Annotated in this window: 20 protein-coding genes; 8 read left to right on the forward strand and 12 right to left on the reverse strand. The window is 72.6% G+C overall.

The window, feature by feature from the left end; all coding sequences use genetic code 11:
* Nucleotides 1–137 precede the first annotated feature (137 nt).
* The 3 genes from ACF3NH_RS03415 to ACF3NH_RS03425 all read right to left on the reverse strand — a co-directional run bounded on the left by ACF3NH_RS03415 (nt 138) and on the right by ACF3NH_RS03425 (nt 2,718).
* A complete protein-coding gene (locus ACF3NH_RS03415; protein ID WP_198365751.1) occupies nt 138–887 on the reverse strand; it encodes a class I SAM-dependent methyltransferase in 750 nt (249 codons plus the stop codon).
* 148 nt (nt 888–1,035) lie between these two features.
* The gene (locus ACF3NH_RS03420) at nt 1,036–1,902 is read right to left on the reverse strand and encodes a DMT family transporter (protein WP_198365750.1); all 867 of its coding nucleotides are present in this window, start codon (nt 1,900–1,902) and stop codon (nt 1,036–1,038) included.
* Nucleotides 1,903–1,962: 60 nt separating this feature from the next.
* The gene (locus ACF3NH_RS03425) at nt 1,963–2,718 is read right to left on the reverse strand and encodes an SIMPL domain-containing protein (RefSeq protein WP_422921869.1); all 756 of its coding nucleotides are present in this window, start codon (nt 2,716–2,718) and stop codon (nt 1,963–1,965) included.
* A gap of 176 nt (nt 2,719–2,894) precedes the next feature.
* Between ACF3NH_RS03425 and ACF3NH_RS03430 the strand changes: the two genes are divergently transcribed.
* Nucleotides 2,895–3,809, forward strand: coding sequence for a LysR family transcriptional regulator (locus ACF3NH_RS03430; protein ID WP_422921870.1), 915 nt, complete (start codon nt 2,895–2,897; stop codon nt 3,807–3,809).
* A 46-nt stretch (nt 3,810–3,855) separates the two neighbouring features.
* Nucleotides 3,856–4,767, forward strand: a complete 912-nt coding sequence (locus ACF3NH_RS03435; protein ID WP_422921871.1) for an EamA family transporter — start codon at nt 3,856–3,858, stop codon at nt 4,765–4,767.
* Between the two features lie 10 nt (nt 4,768–4,777).
* Here the strand turns inward: ACF3NH_RS03435 and ACF3NH_RS03440 are convergent, their stop codons facing one another.
* Nucleotides 4,778–5,206: a hypothetical protein gene (locus tag ACF3NH_RS03440; protein ID WP_422921872.1), complete on the reverse strand. Its 429-nt coding sequence runs from the start codon at nt 5,204–5,206 to the stop codon at nt 4,778–4,780.
* Between the two features lie 310 nt (nt 5,207–5,516).
* Entirely contained in the window at nt 5,517–6,014 is a 498-nt protein-coding gene (locus ACF3NH_RS03445) for a MerR family transcriptional regulator (protein WP_422921873.1), read from the reverse strand.
* 106 nt (nt 6,015–6,120) lie between these two features.
* On the opposite strand from ACF3NH_RS03445, the gene ACF3NH_RS03450 reads away from it, so the two are divergent.
* The 6 genes from ACF3NH_RS03450 to phnE (ACF3NH_RS03475) all read left to right on the forward strand — a co-directional run bounded on the left by ACF3NH_RS03450 (nt 6,121) and on the right by phnE (ACF3NH_RS03475) (nt 13,248).
* The gene (locus tag ACF3NH_RS03450; RefSeq protein ID WP_422921875.1) at nt 6,121–8,343 is read left to right on the forward strand and encodes a heavy metal translocating P-type ATPase; all 2,223 of its coding nucleotides are present in this window, start codon (nt 6,121–6,123) and stop codon (nt 8,341–8,343) included.
* 156 nt (nt 8,344–8,499) lie between these two features.
* Nucleotides 8,500–9,336, forward strand: coding sequence for a phosphonate ABC transporter ATP-binding protein (gene phnC, locus ACF3NH_RS03455; protein ID WP_198365744.1), 837 nt, complete (start codon nt 8,500–8,502; stop codon nt 9,334–9,336).
* Nucleotides 9,337–9,388: 52 nt separating this feature from the next.
* Entirely contained in the window at nt 9,389–10,360 is a 972-nt protein-coding gene (phnD, locus tag ACF3NH_RS03460) for a phosphate/phosphite/phosphonate ABC transporter substrate-binding protein (protein ID WP_422921876.1), read from the forward strand.
* A 159-nt stretch (nt 10,361–10,519) separates the two neighbouring features.
* The gene (gene phnD, locus ACF3NH_RS03465; protein ID WP_198365742.1) at nt 10,520–11,506 is read left to right on the forward strand and encodes a phosphate/phosphite/phosphonate ABC transporter substrate-binding protein; all 987 of its coding nucleotides are present in this window, start codon (nt 10,520–10,522) and stop codon (nt 11,504–11,506) included.
* A gap of 1 nt (nt 11,507) precedes the next feature.
* The gene (gene phnE, locus ACF3NH_RS03470) at nt 11,508–12,404 is read left to right on the forward strand and encodes a phosphonate ABC transporter, permease protein PhnE (protein WP_198365741.1); all 897 of its coding nucleotides are present in this window, start codon (nt 11,508–11,510) and stop codon (nt 12,402–12,404) included.
* Between the two features lies 1 nt (nt 12,405).
* Nucleotides 12,406–13,248, forward strand: coding sequence for a phosphonate ABC transporter, permease protein PhnE (gene phnE / locus ACF3NH_RS03475; protein ID WP_422921877.1), 843 nt, complete (start codon nt 12,406–12,408; stop codon nt 13,246–13,248).
* Nucleotides 13,249–13,330: 82 nt separating this feature from the next.
* Here the strand turns inward: phnE (ACF3NH_RS03475) and ACF3NH_RS03480 are convergent, their stop codons facing one another.
* From ACF3NH_RS03480 to ACF3NH_RS03510, 7 genes are all read right to left on the reverse strand, one after another.
* Nucleotides 13,331–13,912, reverse strand: a complete 582-nt coding sequence (locus ACF3NH_RS03480) for a GcrA family cell cycle regulator (protein WP_422921878.1) — start codon at nt 13,910–13,912, stop codon at nt 13,331–13,333.
* Between the two features lie 167 nt (nt 13,913–14,079).
* A complete protein-coding gene (locus tag ACF3NH_RS03485) occupies nt 14,080–15,081 on the reverse strand; it encodes an acetamidase/formamidase family protein (RefSeq protein WP_198365738.1) in 1,002 nt (333 codons plus the stop codon).
* Between the two features lie 74 nt (nt 15,082–15,155).
* The gene (locus tag ACF3NH_RS03490) at nt 15,156–17,021 is read right to left on the reverse strand and encodes an ABC transporter ATP-binding protein (protein ID WP_198365737.1); all 1,866 of its coding nucleotides are present in this window, start codon (nt 17,019–17,021) and stop codon (nt 15,156–15,158) included.
* A gap of 68 nt (nt 17,022–17,089) precedes the next feature.
* The gene (locus ACF3NH_RS03495; protein ID WP_198365736.1) at nt 17,090–18,079 is read right to left on the reverse strand and encodes a magnesium transporter CorA family protein; all 990 of its coding nucleotides are present in this window, start codon (nt 18,077–18,079) and stop codon (nt 17,090–17,092) included.
* A gap of 43 nt (nt 18,080–18,122) precedes the next feature.
* On the reverse strand, nt 18,123–18,860 hold the full coding sequence (gene mtnC, locus ACF3NH_RS03500; protein WP_422921879.1) for an acireductone synthase: 738 nt from the start codon (nt 18,858–18,860) through the stop codon (nt 18,123–18,125).
* Nucleotides 18,861–18,862: 2 nt separating this feature from the next.
* On the reverse strand, nt 18,863–19,402 hold the full coding sequence (locus ACF3NH_RS03505; protein WP_422921880.1) for a 1,2-dihydroxy-3-keto-5-methylthiopentene dioxygenase: 540 nt from the start codon (nt 19,400–19,402) through the stop codon (nt 18,863–18,865).
* Complete coding sequence (locus ACF3NH_RS03510; RefSeq protein ID WP_198365733.1) at nt 19,399–20,031, reverse strand: methylthioribulose 1-phosphate dehydratase; 633 nt, start codon at nt 20,029–20,031, stop codon at nt 19,399–19,401. Before ACF3NH_RS03510 ends, ACF3NH_RS03505 begins: the two co-directional genes overlap by 4 nt.
* Nucleotides 20,032–20,044: the final 13 nt, after the last annotated feature.

A 20,044-nucleotide genomic window follows, 5' to 3' on the forward strand; every position in this document is an offset into this window, starting at 1 on the left:
CAAGGGAGGGCGGGGCGATGAGCCGGCCAGCGCCGCCGTCGCGGCCCCGTGCCGCGCCTTGAATCCGCTATCTGGAAAAGAGGGAAGCCCGGACCTGCCGCCCGGCCGCGCCCCGGGAGCGGGGCGGGCGCCGCCGCTCAGGCCGCGGCGAGCTTGGCGGGATCGGTCAGCGTCGCCGTGGCCGGCTCGGCGTTGCGCAGATGCACCAGGGTGAACAGGCCCGCCGGCGGGCAGGGCTGAATCGCCTCGACCTGGACCGCGTCGCGGTCGAACAGGTCACTGAAGGCGAAGTCGGGGTGCCAGCCAAGCACGCGGGAGAGCGGCGCCATGGTGCGCTCGACCCACCAGCGGGGCCCGCCCTCGGCGGCGAAATGGTTGACGAAGAGCAGGTGGCCGCCCGGCCGCACCACGCGCTGCATCTCCGCGAAGAGGCGCTTCGCGTCCGGCACGACGCTGGCGGTGAACATGGCCACGGCGATATCGAAGGCCCCGTTCTCGAAGGCCATCGACTCGGCATCCATCTCGAGCAGCCCCTCGACATGCGAGAGGCCCTCCTGCGCGACGCGCTCGCGGGCCTTCAGCAGCATGTCGCGCGAGAGGTCGATGCCCACCACGCGCTTCTCGGGCTTGTAGCGCGGCAGGGCGAGGCCGGTGCCGACACCCACCTCCAGCACGCGCGTGCCGGGAAGGCGGTTGACGGCGGCGACGGCCCTGCGGCGGCCATAGGAGGAGACACCGCCGAACACCGCGTCATAGACCCCCGCCCAGCGGCGATAGGCCTCCCTGACGGAGTTGGCGTCCAGCGCCGCCCGGGGATGATCCCGCAGAACGGCGTCATTCGAGGCGTGAACCGCTGGGTTTCGCGGTGATTCAAGTGTCGTGGCCATTCCCTGTCCTCGCGCCCGACCTCCGCTAGCCCCTCATGACTGCCGGCGCAAGCGCAAGAGTTTCCTCGGACCAGCAACGCCAGGTCACGCCGGGCGGTTGCGCCGCCCCCCATGTCCACTCGTGGGATCCACTCGCGGGCGGCGGATCCTAGCGCCGGCTTTGCGGCAGCGCCACCAATAGCCCGCCCAGCGTGATCACGGCGGCGCCCAGCAGGGTGAAGCGGTCGGGATGGTCGCCGAAGACCAGCATCGAGGCCAGCACGGCCCAGATCAGCTGGGTATAGGTCATCGGGGCCAGCAGGCTGGCCGGGGCGCGGGCGAAGGCGAGCACCAGCAGGGCATGCCCGGCGGCGCCGAAGACGCCCAGGGCCGCGAGGCCGAGCCAGCCCCAGCCCCCCGCCGGCCAGTGCCAGACGAAGGGCTGCGCCAGGGCGCTGGCCAGCGCGGCGGCGATGCCGGTATGCAGGATGGTGGTGCGCGGATCGTCGATGCTGGCCAGCTTGCGGGTCAGGATCTGGTAGACGGCGTAGAGCGCCGCCGTGCCGAGGGGCAGCAGGATCGCCCAGTGCGGCAGCGGCCCGCCGGTCAGGAAGGGCGGCCGCAGCGCCACCGCCACGCCCAGCAGGCCGATGCCGACACCGAGCCAGCGCCGCCGGCCGACCGTCTCCCCCAGCCACAGCGCGGCCAGCGCCACGGTCAGCAGGGGCGAGGCGAAGTTCACCGCCGTGGCATCGGCCAGCGACACCCGCGCCAGGGCCAGCGAGAAGAGGAAGTTGGCCGAGGCCAGGCAGAGGCTCCGCAGCGCCTGCAGCCCCGGTGCCCGCGAGCGCCAGGGCAGCGGCCCGCCGAACAGCCGCATGGCCAGGGCCACGAAGACGAGATGAAAGGCGAAACGCGCGAAAATGAGCTGCGGCACGGCGAAATGCGCGGTCATCAACTTGATGGTCGTGTCCAGCGCCACGAAGAAGGCGATGGCCACGATCTGCAGCGCGAGTCCCGTCAGGATGGGTGACATTCCCGGCCATCATGGCATTGGGAAACGGTCCTGTCAGTCCGGCGCCGTCCGGCACCGGCTTCAGGGGCGCAGGATGAATTCGGCGACCGCGGTGGAGGAGACGATCACATCTTCCGGCGCCGTCACCGGGGCCGGCGCGCCCTGGCCGCGCGCCGCCATGGCCATGGCCATCGGGCGCGGCACCGGCGAATCCGGCGCGTCGAGCCGCAGGTTGCGGATGCCGGCGACGCGCAGGCCGAGCTGCGCCGCCACCGCCTCGGCCCGCTGGCGCAGCGCCTCGATCGCCCTCCGGCCGGCCTCCTGCCGCGCCGCGGTCTGCTGCGCGCGGGAGAGTTGCCAGCCCAGCTGGGACATCGCCAGGCCCTGCCCCTGCAGCGCCCCGGCCAGTTCCAGCAGGGCGGGGGCATCGCCGCCGCGCAGGTTCAGGGCCTGGGAGGCGGTCCAGTTGCGGTTCTCCTCGTTGCGGCTGGTCCAGTAGCCGCCGGTGGTGGCGCGCACGCCGGCCACCGTCCGCGACTGCGCCAGCGCCTTCTCCATCAGCGTGTTGACCTGCGCCTGCACGGCGGCGGCGCTGGCGCTGCGCGCCTCGGCCCGCAGCGTCGCCCGCACCTCGTCCGGCGCGCGGCCGAGCTCGGCGGTCTCGGAGAGGATCAGCACCGTCTCCGCCGCGCCGGCGCTCTCCGCGCCAGGGTTAGGGCCGGGGCTGGAGCCGGAGCCGGGCGGCGGCACCGTGGCGCCCCCCTGCGCCAGGGCGGGGCCGGCGGCCAGCAGGCCGCACAGCAGCAGGAGGCCGGGACGGAAAAACGGGCGGGTCATGCTGGCGTCTCCCTGGTCATGCGCAAGCCGCCGGTATCGCTTTGGCGGGCGCCCCTGGAAAGCCCCTCTTCCCCCTGGCCCGGCGAAGCTCTGGTCAAGCCCGCGTGTCTGCTCTAGCCCCTGCCCCGGGACGAACATCACGACAGGACGGGCCGCGCCGGCCCCGGAGACGCCCGATGAACCCCGCCGACCGCCTGCCGGACCTGAACCTGCTGCGTCTTTTCGTGGCGCTGGTGGAGGAGCGGCATGTCACCCGCGCCGGGGAGCGGCTCTTCCTCTCGCAGCCGGCCGCCTCGGGCGGGCTGAAGCGGCTGCGCGAGATCTTCCAGGACCCGCTGCTGGTGCGGGAGGGGCAGGAGCTGCGCCTGACCAGCCGCGCCCAGGACCTTCACGCCGTGATCGCGCCGCGGCTCGCCGCCCTGACGGCCGGCATCGCCGCGGCCACGCCCTTCGAGCCCTCGCGCGATGCCCGCAGCTTCCGCATCGGCTGCTCCGACGCCGTGGGCTTCGCCATCCTGCCGCCGCTGATGGCCCGGCTGCGGCAGGAGGCGCCTCTCTGCGGGCTGGCGATCCGCATCGGCGACTTCCGCACCCTGCCCGGCTGGCTCGCGCATGGCGAGATCGACCTGGCCCTGGGCTATCTGGGCGACGAGTTGCCGGCCAATGCGCGCATCCGCGTGCTGCGCCATTCCGGCTGGCTCATCCTGCGCGATCCCGCCACCCCCTCCGTCGCCGGGATCGACGCCTACTGCGCCCGCCCGCACGTGCTGGTCACGCCACGCGGCGACATGAGCGGCTTCGTCGACGCGGTGCTGCGCCAGCAGGGCCGCAGCCGGCGCGTGGTGCTGAGCATCAGCTCCTTCGGCCTCCTCTCCGCCGCCCTGCCCGGCACCGACCTGGTGACCACGGTGCCGGACTTCGTCGGCCAGCGGCTGGCGGCGCGCGCCGGCCTGGCCACGGAAGTGCCGCCCGTGGCGCCCGACATCATCGCCAATTCCATCGCCTGGAGCGATTCGCAGGACCGCGACCCGGCCGAACGCTGGTTCCGCCAGCTGGTCATCGAGACCTTCGAGGGCACCTTCCCCCGCTGATCCCGCTCTCGGCCGGTCCCGCGCCGGCCCCTTCCTGGAACGCCGCATGCCGCTCTGGATCGCCGTCACCCTCTCCGCCGCCCTGCTGCAGACCTGGCGCACCGCGCTCCAGCAGAAGCTGCGCGGCCAGCTTTCCGTGAACGGCGCGGGCGTGGTCCGCTACCTCTACGGCGTGCCGGTCGGGCTGCTCCTGCTGCTGGCCTATGCGGCGGCGACCGGCGCGCTCGGTGCCCTGCCGGCGCCGACCCTGACCTTCCTGGCCTTCGTGGCGCTGGGCGGGCTGACGCAGATCCTCGGCACCAACCTGCTGATCCTCTCCTTCGGCGCGCGCGGCTTCGCCGTCGGCACCGCCTATGCCAAGACCGAGGCGGTGCAGGGCGCGATCCTGGCCCTGGTGCTGCTCGGCGAGCACCTCTCCGCCCTGTCCTGGCTCGGCATCGCCATCGGCGTGGGGGGCGTGCTCTATCTCTCCCTCGCGGGTCGGGAGATGTCGCCGCGCGGGCTGCTGCAGGCGACGCTGCAGCCGGCGGCGCTCTACGGGCTGGGCGCCGGCACCGGCTTCGCCCTCACCGCCGTGCTGATCAAGGCCGCCAATCAGGAGCTGGCGCATCCCGACCCGATCCTGCGCGCGCTGGTCACGCTGGTGGTGGCCAACATCCTGCAGACCGTCATGCAGGGCGGCTGGCTGGCGCTGAAGGAGCCGGAGCAGTTCCGCGCCGTCTTCCGCACCTGGCGCGACAGCCTGCCGGTCGGCGCGCTCTCGGCCTGCGGCTCGGCCTGCTGGTTCGCCGGCTTCGCCCTCGCTCCCGTGGCCATGGTGCGCGCCCTGGGCCAGACCGAGATCCTCTTCACCCTGCTGTTCAGCCGCTTCTATCTGAAGGAGACGCTGAAGCGCGCCGAGGTGATCGGCGCGATGACGGTGGTGGCCGGGGTGGTGCTGGTGCTGCTGGGGCGGTGAGGCCGCCGCCTCAGAAGGGCAGCGGCCGCCGGTCCGGCGCCACCCAGCCGCGCCGCGCGGCGACCGAGAACAGCCGCTCCCGCGTCCAGTAGGCCAGCGGCCAGTCCCTGTCGCCGAGTTCCGAGGCCAGCAGCGCGCGCAGCAGGGCGGCGAGCGGCAGGCCCGGCCGGGCGGCGCGGAAGGCCAGGGCGGCGCGCAGCGAGGCCTGGGTGATGGTCTCGTGGTATCCACCACTGTCACCGTTCGCCACGCCGCAGGCCAGGTTGTAGGCCCGGATCAGCTCCGGCATGTCGCGCGCCGGGCAACGCTCGAGGATCCAGAGGGCGGCGGCGAAGTGCGCCGCGTGGGTCCACTCCGCCCGGGGCAGGCTGCGGTCCAGCAGGCCGCGGCCGATCCGGTCGATCGCGGCCTCGCCGAGTTCAGGATGGTGGAGGGTCATGGCGGGCTCCTGGAAGGTCAGGGGCCGGCGGGGGCGCTGGGCGGCGCATGGGGAAACCCCGCCGGTGCGTGGCGGGGCTGAACGGCGCGGGAGGCCGGGATGGAAGGCGGAGGCTCAGGCCCCCGCCGGCGCTCCTCCGGCATTCCAAGCGCGCGCCAGGGCCGCCGGAGAGCGGCCCTGTCGTTGCGCGAGGAGGAGGAAGCGGGACAGCATGGCTGAAGCCTAGCCAGTCCTCGCGCCGTGCCGCAACGATATTCCCCTCCTACCCGCCACGGATGGCATCGCGGCGGGAGAGGCGACCGCCGCCGCGCTAGGCCGGCCTCTCCCCCCTCCCATGCGCCGGGTCGGCGGCCTCCCTCCCATGCGCCGGGTCGGCGCAATGCCCATGCTCGAAGTCGGCCAGCGTCTCGAGGATGCGGCAGTCGGCGGCTGGGCCGCCGGCGCAGGAGGCCGCCATCTGCGTCAGTTCCGCCCGCAACGCGGCGAGGCGTCGCAGCCGCGAGTCGATCTCCTCGATCTGCGCCAGGGCCAGGGCATGCGCCTCCCTGCAGGCGTCGCGCGGCCGCCCCGCCAGGCCCAGCAGGCCGCGGACGGCCGGCATGCCGAAGCCCAGCTCCCGCGCGTGGCGGATGAAGCCCAGGCGGCGCAGATGATCGTCGCCATAGACGCGATGCCCGCCCTCGCTGCGCGCCGGCGCCGGCAGGAGGCCCTCCTGCTCGTACCAGCGGATGGTGGTCGCCTTCACCCCGGTCCGCCGCGCCAGATCGCCGATGGACCAGCGTGGCGCCGCCCGCCGCACCTCCTGCATGCTCCGCCTCTCCTCAGGCCCGGACCGATCCTCCGGCCGCGGGGGTCTTGAACCTCCAGTCGCTGGAGGTCCCACATCTGGGCAGGGCCTTCTGGAAGGACAAGCGATGGCATCGACGGGCAGGGCCGCGTGGCGGGTGGAGGGGATGGATTGCGCCGGCTGCGTCGCCAAGGTGAAGCGGGCGGTGGAACGCCTGCCCGGGGTCTCGGCGGTCGAGGTCAACCTGATGACCGAGCGGCTCTCCGCCGAGCTGGAGCCGCGGGCCAGCCCCGAGGGCGTGCGGCGGCAGGTCGAGGCGCTCGGCTATCGCGTCTCGCCCCTGCCCGGCGATGCCGCGCCACCGGCGGCGCATCCCGAACATGACCACAGCCATGACCACGCCAGCCATCACCACGGGCATGACCACGCCGGACATGACCATGGGCATGGGCACCATCACGACGATCCCGCCGATGCCAACCGCCCCTGGTACGCCACCGGCAAGGCCCGGCTGGTCTTCCTGCTCGGCGCGCTGGTGGCCGGCGCCTGGATCGCCGCGCATCTCCTGCCCGGACTGGCCGGCCCGCTCTATCTCGCCGCCACCCTCGTCGCGCTGATCCCCTTCGGCCGCCGCGCCCTGGCGCTCGCCCGCGCCGGCAGCCCCTTCAGCATCGAGACGCTGATGGTCACCGCCGCCCTCGGGGCCAGCGTGATCGGCGCGGCGGCGGAGGCGGCGATGGTGGTCTTCCTCTTCGCCCTGGGCGAGCTGCTGGAGGGTGTCGCCGCCGGCCGCGCCCGCGCCGGCATCCAGGCGCTGGTCGCGCTGATGCCGCGCGAGGCCCGGCGCGAGGCGGCCGGCGGCGCCGTCGCCACCGTCCCCGCCGCCGGCCTCGCCCCGGGTGACATCGTCCTGGTGCGCCCCGGCGAGCGCATTCCCTGCGACGCCACCATCCTCGAGGGCCGGGCGGCGCTGGACGAAAGCCCGGTGACCGGCGAATCCATCCCCGTGACGCGCGGCCCGGGCGACGCGGTGGTGGCCGGCGCCATCAGCACCGACGGCGCGCTGCGCCTCCGCGTCACCCACGCGGCCGGCGAGAGCACCCTGTCCCGCATCGCCGCCATGGTGGCCGAGGCCAGCGCCAGCCGGGGCCGCACCCAGCGCTTCATCGAGCGCTTCAGCGCCTGGTGGACGCCCGGCGCCATGGCGGTCTCGGCCCTCGTCATCCTGGCGCCGCCGCTGCTGGCCGGCGGCGACTGGGCCACCTGGCTCTACCGGGGCCTCGCCCTGCTGCTGGTGGCCTGTCCCTGCGCCCTGGTCATCTCGGTGCCCGCCGCCATGGCCTCCGGCCTCTCCGCCGGGGCGCGGCGCGGGCTGCTGGTCAAGGGCGGCGAGGCGCTGGAGGCGATCGGCGGCGCCCGCACCGTCGCCTTCGACAAGACCGGGACGCTGACCGAGGGGCAGCCGCGCGTCACCGCCCTGCGGCCGGCGGAGGGGGTGGCGGAGGCGGAGCTGCTGCGCCTCGCGGCGGCGGTGGAGAGCGGCTCGGCGCATCCGCTGGCCCGCGCCGTCCTGGCCGAGGCCGCGGCGCGCGGCCTGGTCCCGTCGCCGGCGCGCGAGGCCCGGGCGATCCCCGGCCAGGCCGTGACCGCCGTGGTCGAGGGCCGGCGCCTCGGCCTTGGCAGCCCGGCCTGGGCCGGAGCCGCCATTTCCTCCGCCACTTCCTCCCCCTGGGCCGAGGCCACGCTCCGGCTGGAGGAGGAGGGCCAGACGGTGACGGTGCTGATGGAGGAGGCGCGCGTGCTCGGCCTGATCGCGCTGCGCGACGAGCCGCGGCCGGATGCCGCGGAGGGCCTCGCCGCGCTGCGCCGCCAGGGCCTCGAGGCGGTGATGCTGACGGGCGACAATCCGCGCACCGGCGCCGCCATCGGCGCGGCGCTCGGCGTGGCCGTGCGGGCCGGGCTGCGGCCGGAGGACAAGCTGCGCGAGATCGCCACGCGGCGCGCGGCCGGGCCGGTGCTGATGGTGGGAGACGGCATCAACGACGCCCCGGCGCTCGCCGCCGCCACCGCCGGCATCGCCATGGGCGGCGGCACCGACGTGGCGCTGGAGGCCGCCGATGCGGCGCTGCTGCGCGGCCGCGTCTCCGGCGTCGCCGAGCTGGTGGCGCTGTCCCGCGCGACGCTGGCCAATGTGCGGCAGAACGTGGCGCTCGCGGTGGGCCTGAAGCTGGTCTTCCTGCTGACCACCGTGACCGGCGCGACCGGGCTCTGGGCGGCGATCCTGGCGGATACCGGCGCCACCGTCCTGGTGACGCTCAACGCCCTACGGCTGCTGCGCTGGCGGCCCTAGAGCATTTGTTTTCGCGAGCATCTTCACCCGATCCGGCGATTCCGCCCGATCGGGATCTGCCTGGCCGCGGGGGATTCGACATGCGGATGTCATTCCCTTGTCATTCCGCTGTCACGGGTGCCCTCTATACGCCGCCGCATTGCGATAGGGCGACGGATGCTTCAGCTGGAAAACCTCTCGCGCCGCTTCGGCGCCACGGCGGCGGTGCAGGATGTGAGCCTGACGATTCCGGCTGGTCAGATGGTCGGCGTCATCGGCCGCTCGGGCGCCGGCAAGTCCACCCTGCTGCGCATGATCAACCGGCTGACCGAACCCTCCAGCGGCCGCATCCTGCATGACGGCGCCGATGTCACGGCGTTGCGCGGCCAGGCGCTGCGCGACTGGCGCACCCGCTGCGGCATGATCTTCCAGCAGTTCAACCTCGTGCAGCGGCTCGACGTGCTGACCAACGTCCTGGTGGGCCGGCTCAACCACCATCCCGGCCTGCTCGGCACGCTGACCACCCTGTTCAAGCATTTCCCGGCCGAGGAGCGCGCCATGGCGCTCGCCGCGCTGGATCGCTTCGATCTGGCTGACCAGGCGCTGCAGCGCGCCGACACCCTCTCGGGCGGTCAGCAGCAGCGCGTCGCCATCGCGCGCGTGCTGATGCAGGAGCCGCGCCTGATCCTGGCCGACGAGCCGGTGGCCAGCCTGGATCCGCGCAATTCCCGCACCGTCATGGAGGCCCTGCGCGACGTGAACCGGCGCGACGGCATCACCGTGCTCTGCAACCTGCACCACCTCGAGATTGCCCGCGACTATTGCGACCGGATCATCGCCATGCAGGCCGGCCGGGTGATGTTCGACGGGCCGCCCGCCGGCCTCACCGCCGCGAAGCTGCGGGAGATCTACGGCGTGTCCGAGGCCGAGTTCGATGAGCAGAGCCTGATGGAGCCGGCACGCAGGCCGGCGCACGGGCCTGAAACCAGCCAGGCGGCCGCCTTCACCGCCTGAGAGATCCGCGCCGCCTTCCCGCCGGGAAGGCCGGACGCCTCCAAGGAGACCGATGATGATCACGCGTCGCACGCTGGCCGGCCTCGTGGCCGGCACCGCCCTGCTGCCCGCTGCCCTGCGCGCCCAGCAGGCGCCCGTCGCCATGCCCGCCACCGGCGAGCGCCCCTGGGCGAAGGAGGTCCCGCAGATCCGCATCGGCCTGCTCGGCGGCGAGAACGAATCCGACCGCCTGGGCCGCTTCGATGCCTATCGCAAGCTGATCGAGGACACCTTCAAGGTGCCGACCCGCCTCTTCCCGGCGGCCGATTATGCCGGCGTGATGCAGGCCTTCTCGGCCGGGCAGATCGAGGCCTCCTCCATGGGCGCCTCCGGCTATGCCGGCGTCTGGCTCGACACCAATGGCGCGGTGGAGCCGCTGGTGGTGCCGCTGGAGAGCGACGGCTCCTCCTCCTACATCTCGGTGATGGTGACGCGGAAGGATTCCGGCATCACCTCGCTCGAACAGATGAAGGGCCGGTCGCTGGCCTGGGCCGATCCGAACTCGACCTCCGGCTACCTCATCCCGCGGTCGGAGTTGCGCAACGACGGCATCGACATCAACAGCTTCTTCTCCCGCACCGGCTTCGCCGGCGGGCATGAGCAGGGTGTCGTCGCGGTGCTGCAGAAGCAGTACGACGCCTGCTGCACCTGGGCCTCGGGCATCGGCGACCAGAGCAAGGGCTTCTCCCGCGGCAACCTCCAGGCGATGGTGGAGAAGGGCATGCTGAACATGGCCGACCTCAACCTGATCTGGAAGTCGCGCCCGATCCCGAACGGCCCGCTGGTGGTGCGCAAGGCCCTGCCGGCCGCCTTCAGGGAGGACTTCACCAACTTCCACCTGGCGCTGCCCGACAGCCACCCGAAGATCTACGCCGACATCGAGCGCGGCGGCGGCAAGGGCTATGTCCGCGTCACGCACGAGATGTTCGCGCCGATCGTCCAGCTGCGCCGCGACGAGGCCGCCGAGCGCCGCCGCCGGAGCTGATCCCGCACGGGGCCGCCGGCCCCTCGCCTCCCCGCCAGGGGCCGGGCGGCATCGCCGGAAGCGCGATGCCGCCCGGACACCATCTGACCTACAACCATCCGCTCGGGCGCCCTTCCGATCCTTCCTCCATCCTCCGGGGCGCCGCAGCGGAGCCGAGACATGCAGCCCAGCCGACGCCACCTCACCGCCCTCGCCGCCGCCGCGCTGCTGGCCTCGCCCCGCTCCGCGCGGGCGCAGCGGAGGAGCGCGGATGGCGATGTCGCCTTCCCCGCCCCCGGCCGCCGGCCCTGGGCCGGGCAGGTGCCACGCCTCGGCATCGCGCTGATGGGCGGCGAGAACGAGGTGGACCGCCTGGCGCGCTTCGACGGCTACCGCGCGCTGATGGAAGCGACTTTCGGCGTGCCGGTGCGGGTCTATCCCTCGGGCGACTATGCCGGTGTCATGCAGGCCTTCGCGGCGGGGCAGGTGGAGATCGCCTCGCTCGGCGCCTCCGCCTATGCCGGCGCCTGGCTCGACACGAAGGGCGGCGTCGAGCCGCTGGTGGTGCCGGAGCAGGAGGACGGCTCCATCGGCTATCTCGCCGTGATGGTGGCGCGGGCCGATGCCGGCATCCAGGACCTCGCCGGCATGCGGGGCCGCTCGCTCGCCTGGGCCGATCCGAATTCCGCCAGCGGCTACCTGCTGCCGCGCGCCGCGCTGCGCCGCCAGGGCATCGATATCGACCGCTATTTCTCCCGCACCGGCTTCGCCGGCGGGCACGAGCAGGCCGTCGTCGCCGTGCTGCAGAAGCAGTATGACGCCTGCTGCACCTGGGCCTCGGGCCAGGGCGACGCGGCGCGCGGCTTCACCCGCGGCAATCTCCGCGCCATGGTGGACAAGGGCATGCTCGACATGCGCGACGTCCGCCTCATCTGGCGCTCCGAGCCGATCGCCACCGGGCCGATCACCGTCCGCGCCGACCTGCCGGACGCGCTGAAGCGCGACCTGCTGCAATTCTTCCTCGCCCTGCCCCGCGCGCATCCCGAGATCTACCGCCAGATCAGCCGTGGCGAGGGCACCGGCTACCGCGAGGCGCGGCACGCCGACTACCAGCTCTTCATCGACCTCAGACAGGAGGAGGCGGCGGCCCGGCGCCGCCGCGGATAGCATGCACGCCATCGCCGCCCATCTGCCGGCGGTGCGACGCGGGGAGGAGGCCTATCGTGACCTCCGCCGCCAGCGCCGCGTCCGGACCGCCCTCGGCCTCGCCCTTCTCCTCGCCGGCCTGCTGGCGGCGGGCTGGATGAGCGAGTTCCATCCCGCCACCCTGCTCGCCGGCCTGCCGCGCATCGGCGAGTATTTCGGCCGCATCCTGCCCACGCTGCGCTGGGACGCGCTGTTCTCCGGCGTGGAGACGGAGGGCAGCCTGGCCTTCTGGTTCTACCGCCTCGACACCTGGGCGCTGCTGCTGCTGCAGACGGCGCAGATGGCGGCCCTGGCGACGCTCTCCGGCGCCGCGGTGGCGCTGCTGCTGGCCTTCCCGGCGGCGCGCAACATCGCGCCCAACGCCTGGGCGCACCAGATCACCCGGCGCGGGCTGGAGGCGACGCGCACCATCCCCGAGATCGTCTACGCGCTGATCTTCGTCTGGGCCTTCGGCGTCGGGCCCCTGGCCGGCATCCTGGCGATCGCCATCCACACCGCCGGCGCGCTGGGCAAGCTGTTCTCGGAGGTGATCGAGAACACCGAGATGCAGGCCTGGGACGGGCTGCGCGCCTCCGGCGCCAACTGGGCCCAGGCCTGCCGCTACGCCGTGCTGCCGCAGGTCGCGCCGAACCTCGTCAGCTACGCGCTGCTGCGCTTCGAGATCAATGTGCGCGGCGCCAGCGTCATCGGCTTCGTCGGCGCCGGCGGCATCGGGCAGGAGCTCTATCAGGTGATCGCCTTCAACTACTACGAGGAGATCAGCGCCATCGTGCTGCTCATCGTCCTCACCGTCATGCTGATCGACCTGGTCTCCGAGCGGCTCCGCCACCGCCTCATCGATACCGCGGGAGAGCGCTGAGATGTCCGCCTCGATCGCCGACTGGAAACGCAGCCACCCCCGCGCCTTCGGGCCGACGCCGATGGGCCGGACGCTGCGCTGGGCGGGCAGCGCCGCCTTCCTGGCCTGGCTCGCCTGGAGCCTCTGGCTGTTCGACATCACGCCCGCGCGGCTGTGGAACGGCCTGTCCGGCCTCTTCACCATCCTGCGGCTGATGGTGCCGCCGAGCCCCGGCGAGCTCTGGCTCGACATCCTGAAGGGCATGGCGGAAAGCGTCGCCATGGCCTTCCTCGGCACCGTCCTGGCCGCGCTGGTCGCCGTGCCGCTCGGCTTCCTCGGCGCGCGCAACGTCATCACCGTGACCCTGCTGCGCTTCTCGCTGCGCCGCGTCTTCGACGGCATCCGCGGCGTCGACCAGCTGATCTGGGCGCTGGCCTATGTGCGCGCCGTGGGCCTCGGCCCGCTGGCCGGCGTGCTGGCCATCTTCACCAGCGACCTCGCCGTGCTGGCCAAGCTCTACGCCGAGGCGATCGAGAATGCCGAGAAGCGGCAGAGCGAGGGCGTCATCGCCGCCGGCGGCGGGCGGCTGCATGCCCTGCGCTATGGCGTGCTGCCGCAGGTGCTGCCGGTGATGCTGGCGCAGGCGCTCTACTTCTTCGAGAGCAACACCCGCTCGGCGGCCATCCTTGGCGTGGTCGGCGCCGGCGGCATCGGCCTGCAGATCGCCGAGCGCATCAAGGTGCGGCACTGGGACGAGGTGGCCTTCATCATCATCCTGATGGTGCTGACCGTCGCCGCCATCGACGCGCTCTCCGGCATGGTGCGGCGCCGGCTGATCGGCCGGCGCGAGGCGGCGGTGGGCTGAGCCCGCCCGCCCCGGAACGGCGAAGGGCCCGGGAGGACGGCTCCCGGGCCCTTCGCGCATCCTCTCCCAGGGTGGGCTCGCGTCAGGCGGCATCCTCACGGCGGTCGCGCGCCTTCACATAGGCGACGGCGGCATGCTCGGGGCAATAGGGCTTCCCGGGGATGGCCTCTGCCGTGCAGAAGCGGAACTCCGGCGTGCCCGGCTCGCCGATGGGCCAGCAGCAGCTGCGGCCGCCGCTGCGCTGGAAGGGCCGCACGACCGCGGTGGCGGGAGCCGGCACCGCGCGGCGCGGCGGGGCGGCACGGGGCACCGCCAGTTCCGGTGCGGCCACCAGCGGACGGGTGGCCGGGGCCAGGGTGGTCGTCGCCATGAGAGGCGTGGGAGCGGGGGGCGGCGCGGGCGGCGGCGGCGCGGGCGGCGGCGGCGCGGGCCTTTCGGCCACGGGCGGCTGCACCGGCGCGGCCGCGACAACCTGGGAGCGCGCCGGGGGGGCTTCCGTCGCTTCGCGGCGGATCGGGCTCGGGCGCGCCGGCAGGTTCAGGCGATGCGCCTTGCCGACCACGGCATTCTTGGAGATCCCCATCCGCCGGCCGATCTCGGCCGTCGAATGGCCCTCCGCCCAAAGGGCGCGCAAGGCATCGATCGCTTCCGCTGTCCAGTCCATTACCGGCCTCCTACTACCAGATACGGTAGTGAAACCCAGGGGGGCGGCACAAGATGCGGATTGGCGAACGACTCCGAAAACTTGTGGAAAACCACGCGCGCAAGTGAAAAGGCGCCAATCCCGACGATGTTATCCCGTCGCCGGCGCCAGAAATCGCGCCCGCACGATCAGAACAGGAGGCCTTTGCGCAGAAGTCCATGCACGCCTTTCTCCCCATTTACTGTCTGAGTGACGTGAAAATCGACAGCCAGGGAGCAAAATTGATACGCATCCGCCGCGCTCAGGCGACTGCGGGAGGTAATGAAGGCGATCATCTCGCGCAAGGCCTGCTTCATCGCCAGATCCAGATCCTCATGGATGCCCATGCTGATGAAATGCGTCGGCGTCTCGGCGCGCGGGAAGCCCAGGACCGGGGCCCGCTGCCCGCCCCCCTTCAGCAGGGAGAGCCGGAAATGCCCCGTCAGGCACATCTCCAGCGCCGTCACGCAGACCTCGCCATCGCCCTGCACGCCGTGGCCGTCACCGGCGCTGAACAGCGCGCCCGGGCGGTGCACCGGCAGGTAGAGGGTGCTGCCCGCCACCAGTTCCTTGTTGTCCAGGTTGCCGCCATGCGCGCGCGGCTCCTTGGTCGAGATCTGCCCCCATTCGCCCGGCGGCGCCACGCCCATGACGCCGAAGAAGGGCGAGAGCGGCAGGGTCAGGCCGCCCTGCCCCGCGGCATCCGGCTCGGGCCCGAAGGGAAGGCGGCAGGTCATCGCGGCGCGGTCCACCGGGATGTGCACCAGGCGGCGATAGGGGAAATCCTCCGGCAGGGTGCCGACCAGCGGCCGGAAGTGGTTGTAGCCCCAGTCCGCGCCCAGCTCGATCGCCTCGATGTCGATACGCAGGCAATCGCCCGGCTCGGCGCCCTCCACCGCCACCGGCCCGGTGACGAGGTGCGGACCGAGGCGCGGCAGGCGGCCCTCCGCCACCGCCGCGTGGATCGCCCGCAGCGCCGGCGGGATCTCCAGGCCGCTCCGCGCGGGCGGCATCACCTCGGCCGGGCCGGAGACGCATTGCATGACGACCAGATCGCCCGAGGCGACGGTCAGCACCGGCGCGAAGGCGGCATCGAAGGCGCCGAAGCGGACCGTCTCCGGACTGGCGTCGAGATGATGGGTGGCGGGCATGGCGGGGCTCCTCTGCGGCACCGCAGCTTCCGGGCGGGCCGCCTCGCGGTCAACCGGCCTCGGGCCCGCAAAGACTACCCCTCCAGGAAGCCGCCCGACTGGCGCTTCCACAGCCGGGCATAGGCACCGTCCCGGGCCAGCAGTTCGTCGTGGCTGCCCTGCTCGACCACGCGCCCCTCCTCCAGCACCACCAGCCTGTCCATGCTGGCCAGCGTGGACAGGCGATGGGCGATGGCGATCACCGTCTTGCCCGCCATGAGCCGCGCCAGCTGGCCCTGGATCGCCGCCTCCACCTCGGAATCGAGGGCGCTGGTGGCCTCGTCCAGCACCAGGATCGGCGCATCCTTGAGCAGCACGCGGGCGATGGCCACGCGCTGCCGCTGCCCGCCCGAGAGCTTCACGCCGCGCTCGCCGGCATGCGCGTCGTAGCCGCTGCGGCCCCGCCAGTCGCGCAGGTCGCGGATGAAGCCGTCCGCCTCGGCCAGGCGCGCCGCGGCCTCCACCTCGGCCTGGCTGGCGCGCGGCCGGCCGTAGCGGATGTTGTCGCGGATCGAGCGGTGCAGCAGGGCGGTGTCCTGCGTCACCACGCCGATGGCGCCGCGCAGGCTCTCCTGCGTGACGCCGGCGATGTCCTGCCCGTCGATCAGGATGCGCCCACCCTCGGGCGCGAAGAAGCGCAGCAGCAGGTTGATCGCCGTCGTTTTGCCGGCGCCGGAATGCCCGACCAGCCCGACCCGCTCGCCGGCCCGCACCGTCAGATCGAAGTCGCGCAGCACGCCGCGCGTGCCGCCATAGGCGAAGCGCACATGCTCGAAGCGGATCTCGCCCCGCGCCACCACGAGCGGCCGCGCATCGGGCGCGTCGGCGGCGGTGGGCGGCACCGCGATGCTGCCGCTCGCCTCCTGCACCACGCCCAGGTTCTCGAAGATGCCGGCGACGTTGAAGGCGACCCAGCCGGAGATATTGGCGATCTGCCAGGCCATGGGCAGCGCCGCCGCCACCAGCCCCACGGTGATGACGCCGCGGTCCCACAGCGTCAGCGCGATCGCCGCCATGGCCACCAGCATGGCGGCGTTCAGGCTGGAGAGCAGCAGGCCGTTCAGGGTGATCAGCCGCATCTGGCGCTGGAAGGCGGCGTTCAGCCCGAGCACGCCCTCGCGCACGAAGGCGTCCTCGTCCTCGGCGCGGGCGAAGAGCTTCAGGGTCAGGATATTGGTGTAGCTGTCGACGATGCGGCCGGTGAGCAGGCTGCGCTGCTCGGAGGCCGCCCTGGCGCGGTCGCGCAGGCGCGGCACGATGAAGCGCAGCAGGGCGCAATAGGCGGCGAACCAGACCAGGATCGGCAGCGCCAGCCAGAGGTCGGCGGTGGCCAGGTAGATCACCGCGCCGGTCCCGTAGACCAGGATGTACCAGACCGCGTTGACCGACTGCACCACGCTCTCCCGCAGCGCCGGCCCGGCCTGCATGACGCGGTTGGCGATGCGGCCGGCGAAATCCTCCTGGAAGAAGGCCCAGCCCTGGCGCACCACGTGCCAGTGGCTCTGCCAGCGGATCATGCTGGTGACGCCGGCATTGATCGCCATCTGCCCGACCAGGTTCTGCGCCAGGATGGCCAGCGGCCGGCCGATCAGCAGCACGGCCGCCATGCCGAGCAGCGCGGGCCAGCTTTCCGCGAAGAGCCGCCCCGGCTCGTGCTCCGCCAGAAGGCCCACGACGCGGCCGATGAAGACCGGGATCAGCGCGTCGAGCAGCGCCACCGCCAGGCCGGCCCCGAAGAGAAGGGCGAAGAGCAGGCGCGCCTGGCGGACGAAGTACCAGTAGAAGCCGAGCAGCCCGGGTGGCGGCGGCGCCTCCGGCACCGGCGTGCCGAGCCAGCGGCTGGCGGGCGCCCCGGGAGGCGCCACGGGGTCGATGAAGCGCTCGAAGGGATTCGCGACCATGCAGCGAGGCAGGACCGGGCCGCCCCTCCTGTCAAGCCGGCGGAGGATGACGCTTCGGCGACGCCGCGTCAGAGCCAGCCCTTGCGCTTGAAGTAGAACACCGGCAGCAGCGCGCTGATGATCATGATCAGCAGGGCCAGCGGATAGCCGAAGGCCAGCTTCAGCTCGGGCATCTCGGCGAAGTTCATGCCGTAGATGCTGGCGACCAGCGTCGGCGGCATCAGCGCCACGCTGGCCACGGTGAAGGTCTTGATGATGCCGTTCTGGTCGATGTTGATGATGCCGAGCACCGCATCGAGCAGGAAGTTGGCCTTGTTGTTCTGGAAGCCGGCGTGCTCGATCAGCGAGCGGACGTCGCGCATCAGCGTCTTGATGCCGACCCGGTTCTCCTTGCGCACGGCCGAGGATTTCTCGGCGCCGACGAAGGTCAGGATGCGCGAGAGGCCGAGCAGGGTCTCGTTGGCGCGGCTGGTGACCTCGCCCACCTGGCCGAGCGCGATCAGCACGTCCTTCAGCACCGCGTCGCGCGCCTTGACCTTCACGCGCTGCGCGCTGTTGGCGTTGCGGAAGGCGGCCTTGCTGGCCCGGTCCATGTCGGCGCCGATCCGCTCCAGCACATCGGCCAGGCGGTCGACCACCTGCTCGAACAGATGGATCATCACGCTGTCCGGGCTGGCCAGCAGCGCCGGCGCGCGCAGCACCCGGTTGGCGAACAAGGTGAAGGCCTTGGGCGTGGCATAGCGCACGGTGACCAGATTGCTCTCCGCCAGCACGAAGCTGATGGCGGTCGAGCCATATTCCCCCTCGTCCACGCCATAGAGGAAGTTGGCGGTGAGGAAGAGGGCCTCCCCCTCCTTGTAGAGGCGCGAGGAGCTCTCGATCTCCTGCATCTCCTCACGCGTCGGGATCTCGAGGTCGAGGGCGGCCTGCACGGCCTGCTCCTCCTCCGGCGTCGGCGAGAGCAGGTCGATCCAGACCGCGGCGCGCAACGCCGCCGGCTCCGGAATGCCCTCGCGCCGCACGGCGCGTCCCTCCAGCACGGTGTAGATGGTCATCATGCCGGGGAAGGCTCCCGCCCGAGGGCTTGCTGAAGGACTGCGGTCAGGCGGCTTCGCCGGTCAGGTGGCGCGGCACCGGCAGGCCGAAAAGGCCGGCGACGCCGGGGAAGTCGGGCGCCTCGGCGTGGCGGCCGCTGGGCCGGGTGCCGTCCCGCGGCCGCACCAGCTGGCAGGTGGCGAAACCCGCCGTCGCCGCCGCGTCCAGTTCCTCGGCCACATCCGAGAGGAACAGGATCTCGCCCGGCGGCATCTGCAACCGCTGGGCGATGGCGGCGTAGCTCGCGGCCTCCCGCTTGCCCCCCACGGCGGTGTCGAACAGGCCGTTGAGCAGCGGCATCAGATCGCCGGCGACGGAATGGGCGAAGAGCAGCTTCTGCGCCGCCACCGATCCGGAGGAATAGACGTTGAGCAGGATGCCCGCCCGCGCCCAGGCCCGCAGGCAGGGCGCCACATCCGGCCAGAGATGGCCCTGGATCTCGCCGTCCAGGTAGCCCTGCCGCCAGATCATCCCCTGCAGCGTCTTGAGCGGGGCGACCTTGGCGTCCTCGGCCATCCAGCGGCGCAGCGCGGCGCGCACCGGCTCGCCCGGCGCGGCGGCCCGGGCGGCGGCGGCGAGCGCGGCCGCCACCTCCGGCTCGCCCTCCTGCGCGTCCAGGAAGGCGTCGAGCCGGGCCTCGGCATAGGGGAACAGCGTCTCCTTAACGAAGGCGATGGCGCTGGTGGTGCCCTCGATATCGGTCAGGACGGCCGAGACCGGGCCATGTGGCAGGACGGCGGTCATGCTCAACCGGTCACGGCGGGAAAGCGCTCGGCGATGTCGGCGCCGGTGTAGTGGGGCGTCCAGCCGGTGGTGTCGGTGAAGATCCGCAGCGCCGTGACATGCGGCTCGGTGCCGGCGTCGAACCAGTGCCGGGTGTTGGCCGGCACGCTGATCAGGTCGCCCCGGGTGCAATGGGCATCATAGACCTTGCCGTCGACATGCATGATGAAGTTGCCGCTGCCCTCGTGGAAGAAGCGGACCTCGTCCTCGGTGTGGATATGCTCCGAGAGGAACTTGCTGCGCAGCGCCTCCTTCTGCGGATGGTCGGTGGTGAGCCGGATGACATCCGCCGTGCCCGCGCCGGTGCCGGCCATGAGGGCGTCGAGCTGCGGGCGATAGGCCTCCAGCACGGCCTCGGCCGAGGCGCCCTCCGGCAGCGGCGCCACCTCCCAGCGCTCGAAGCGGACCTGGATCGGGGCCAGCGCCGCCGCGATCTCGGCCGGATCGCTGGAGCGCAGGAGCTCGGCGCCGGTCTCGGCATCCTTGATGGTCAACAGGCTCATCGGACCCTCCGGGCTTGCAGTTCGCACTCAAGCATGAATTCGAGCGCCTCCAGCCGCGCCAGAGCCGCCTCCATGCCGTCCGCCCATACATAGACGCCGTGCCCGCGGATCAAATAGCCCGGCGGAATAGCGGCGGCGATTCCCGAGAGGCGATCCCACCGCGCCTCCACCGCCCGCTGCAGCCGCGCGATGTCCTGATCGTTGTCCAGGACCGGCAGCTCGACCGCGGCGTCATGGGTGGAGAGGCCGGGGAAGGCCTTCAGCAGTTCGTAGCCCTCCAGCCGGATCGCCTCGCCGGCCTGGCGCGACAGCACCGTCGCGGCGATGGAATGGCCGTGCAGCGCGGCCCCGGCCTCGGGGAAGCGGCGGTAGAGGCCGCAATGCAGCAGGGTCTCGGCCGAGGGCCGGAGCGTCGGGTCCTCCGCGGCGCCATCCAGGCCGACCACCATGACCGCGTCCGGCGTGAGGAAGCCCTTGTGGAAGCCCGAGCGCGTCACCGCGACCCGCCCCCCCTCCAGCCGGACGGAGAGATTGCCGGCCGTGGCGGGCACCCAGTTGCGGCTGTCCATGCGCCGGCCGGCGCGGAGGATATCCTGGACGACGCTCTCGGAAGGGGCGGAGACGGGCATCGGGCATGGGCTC

Source organism: Pseudoroseomonas sp. WGS1072 (assembly GCF_049340465.1).
GTDB lineage: Bacteria > Pseudomonadota > Alphaproteobacteria > Acetobacterales > Acetobacteraceae > Pseudoroseomonas.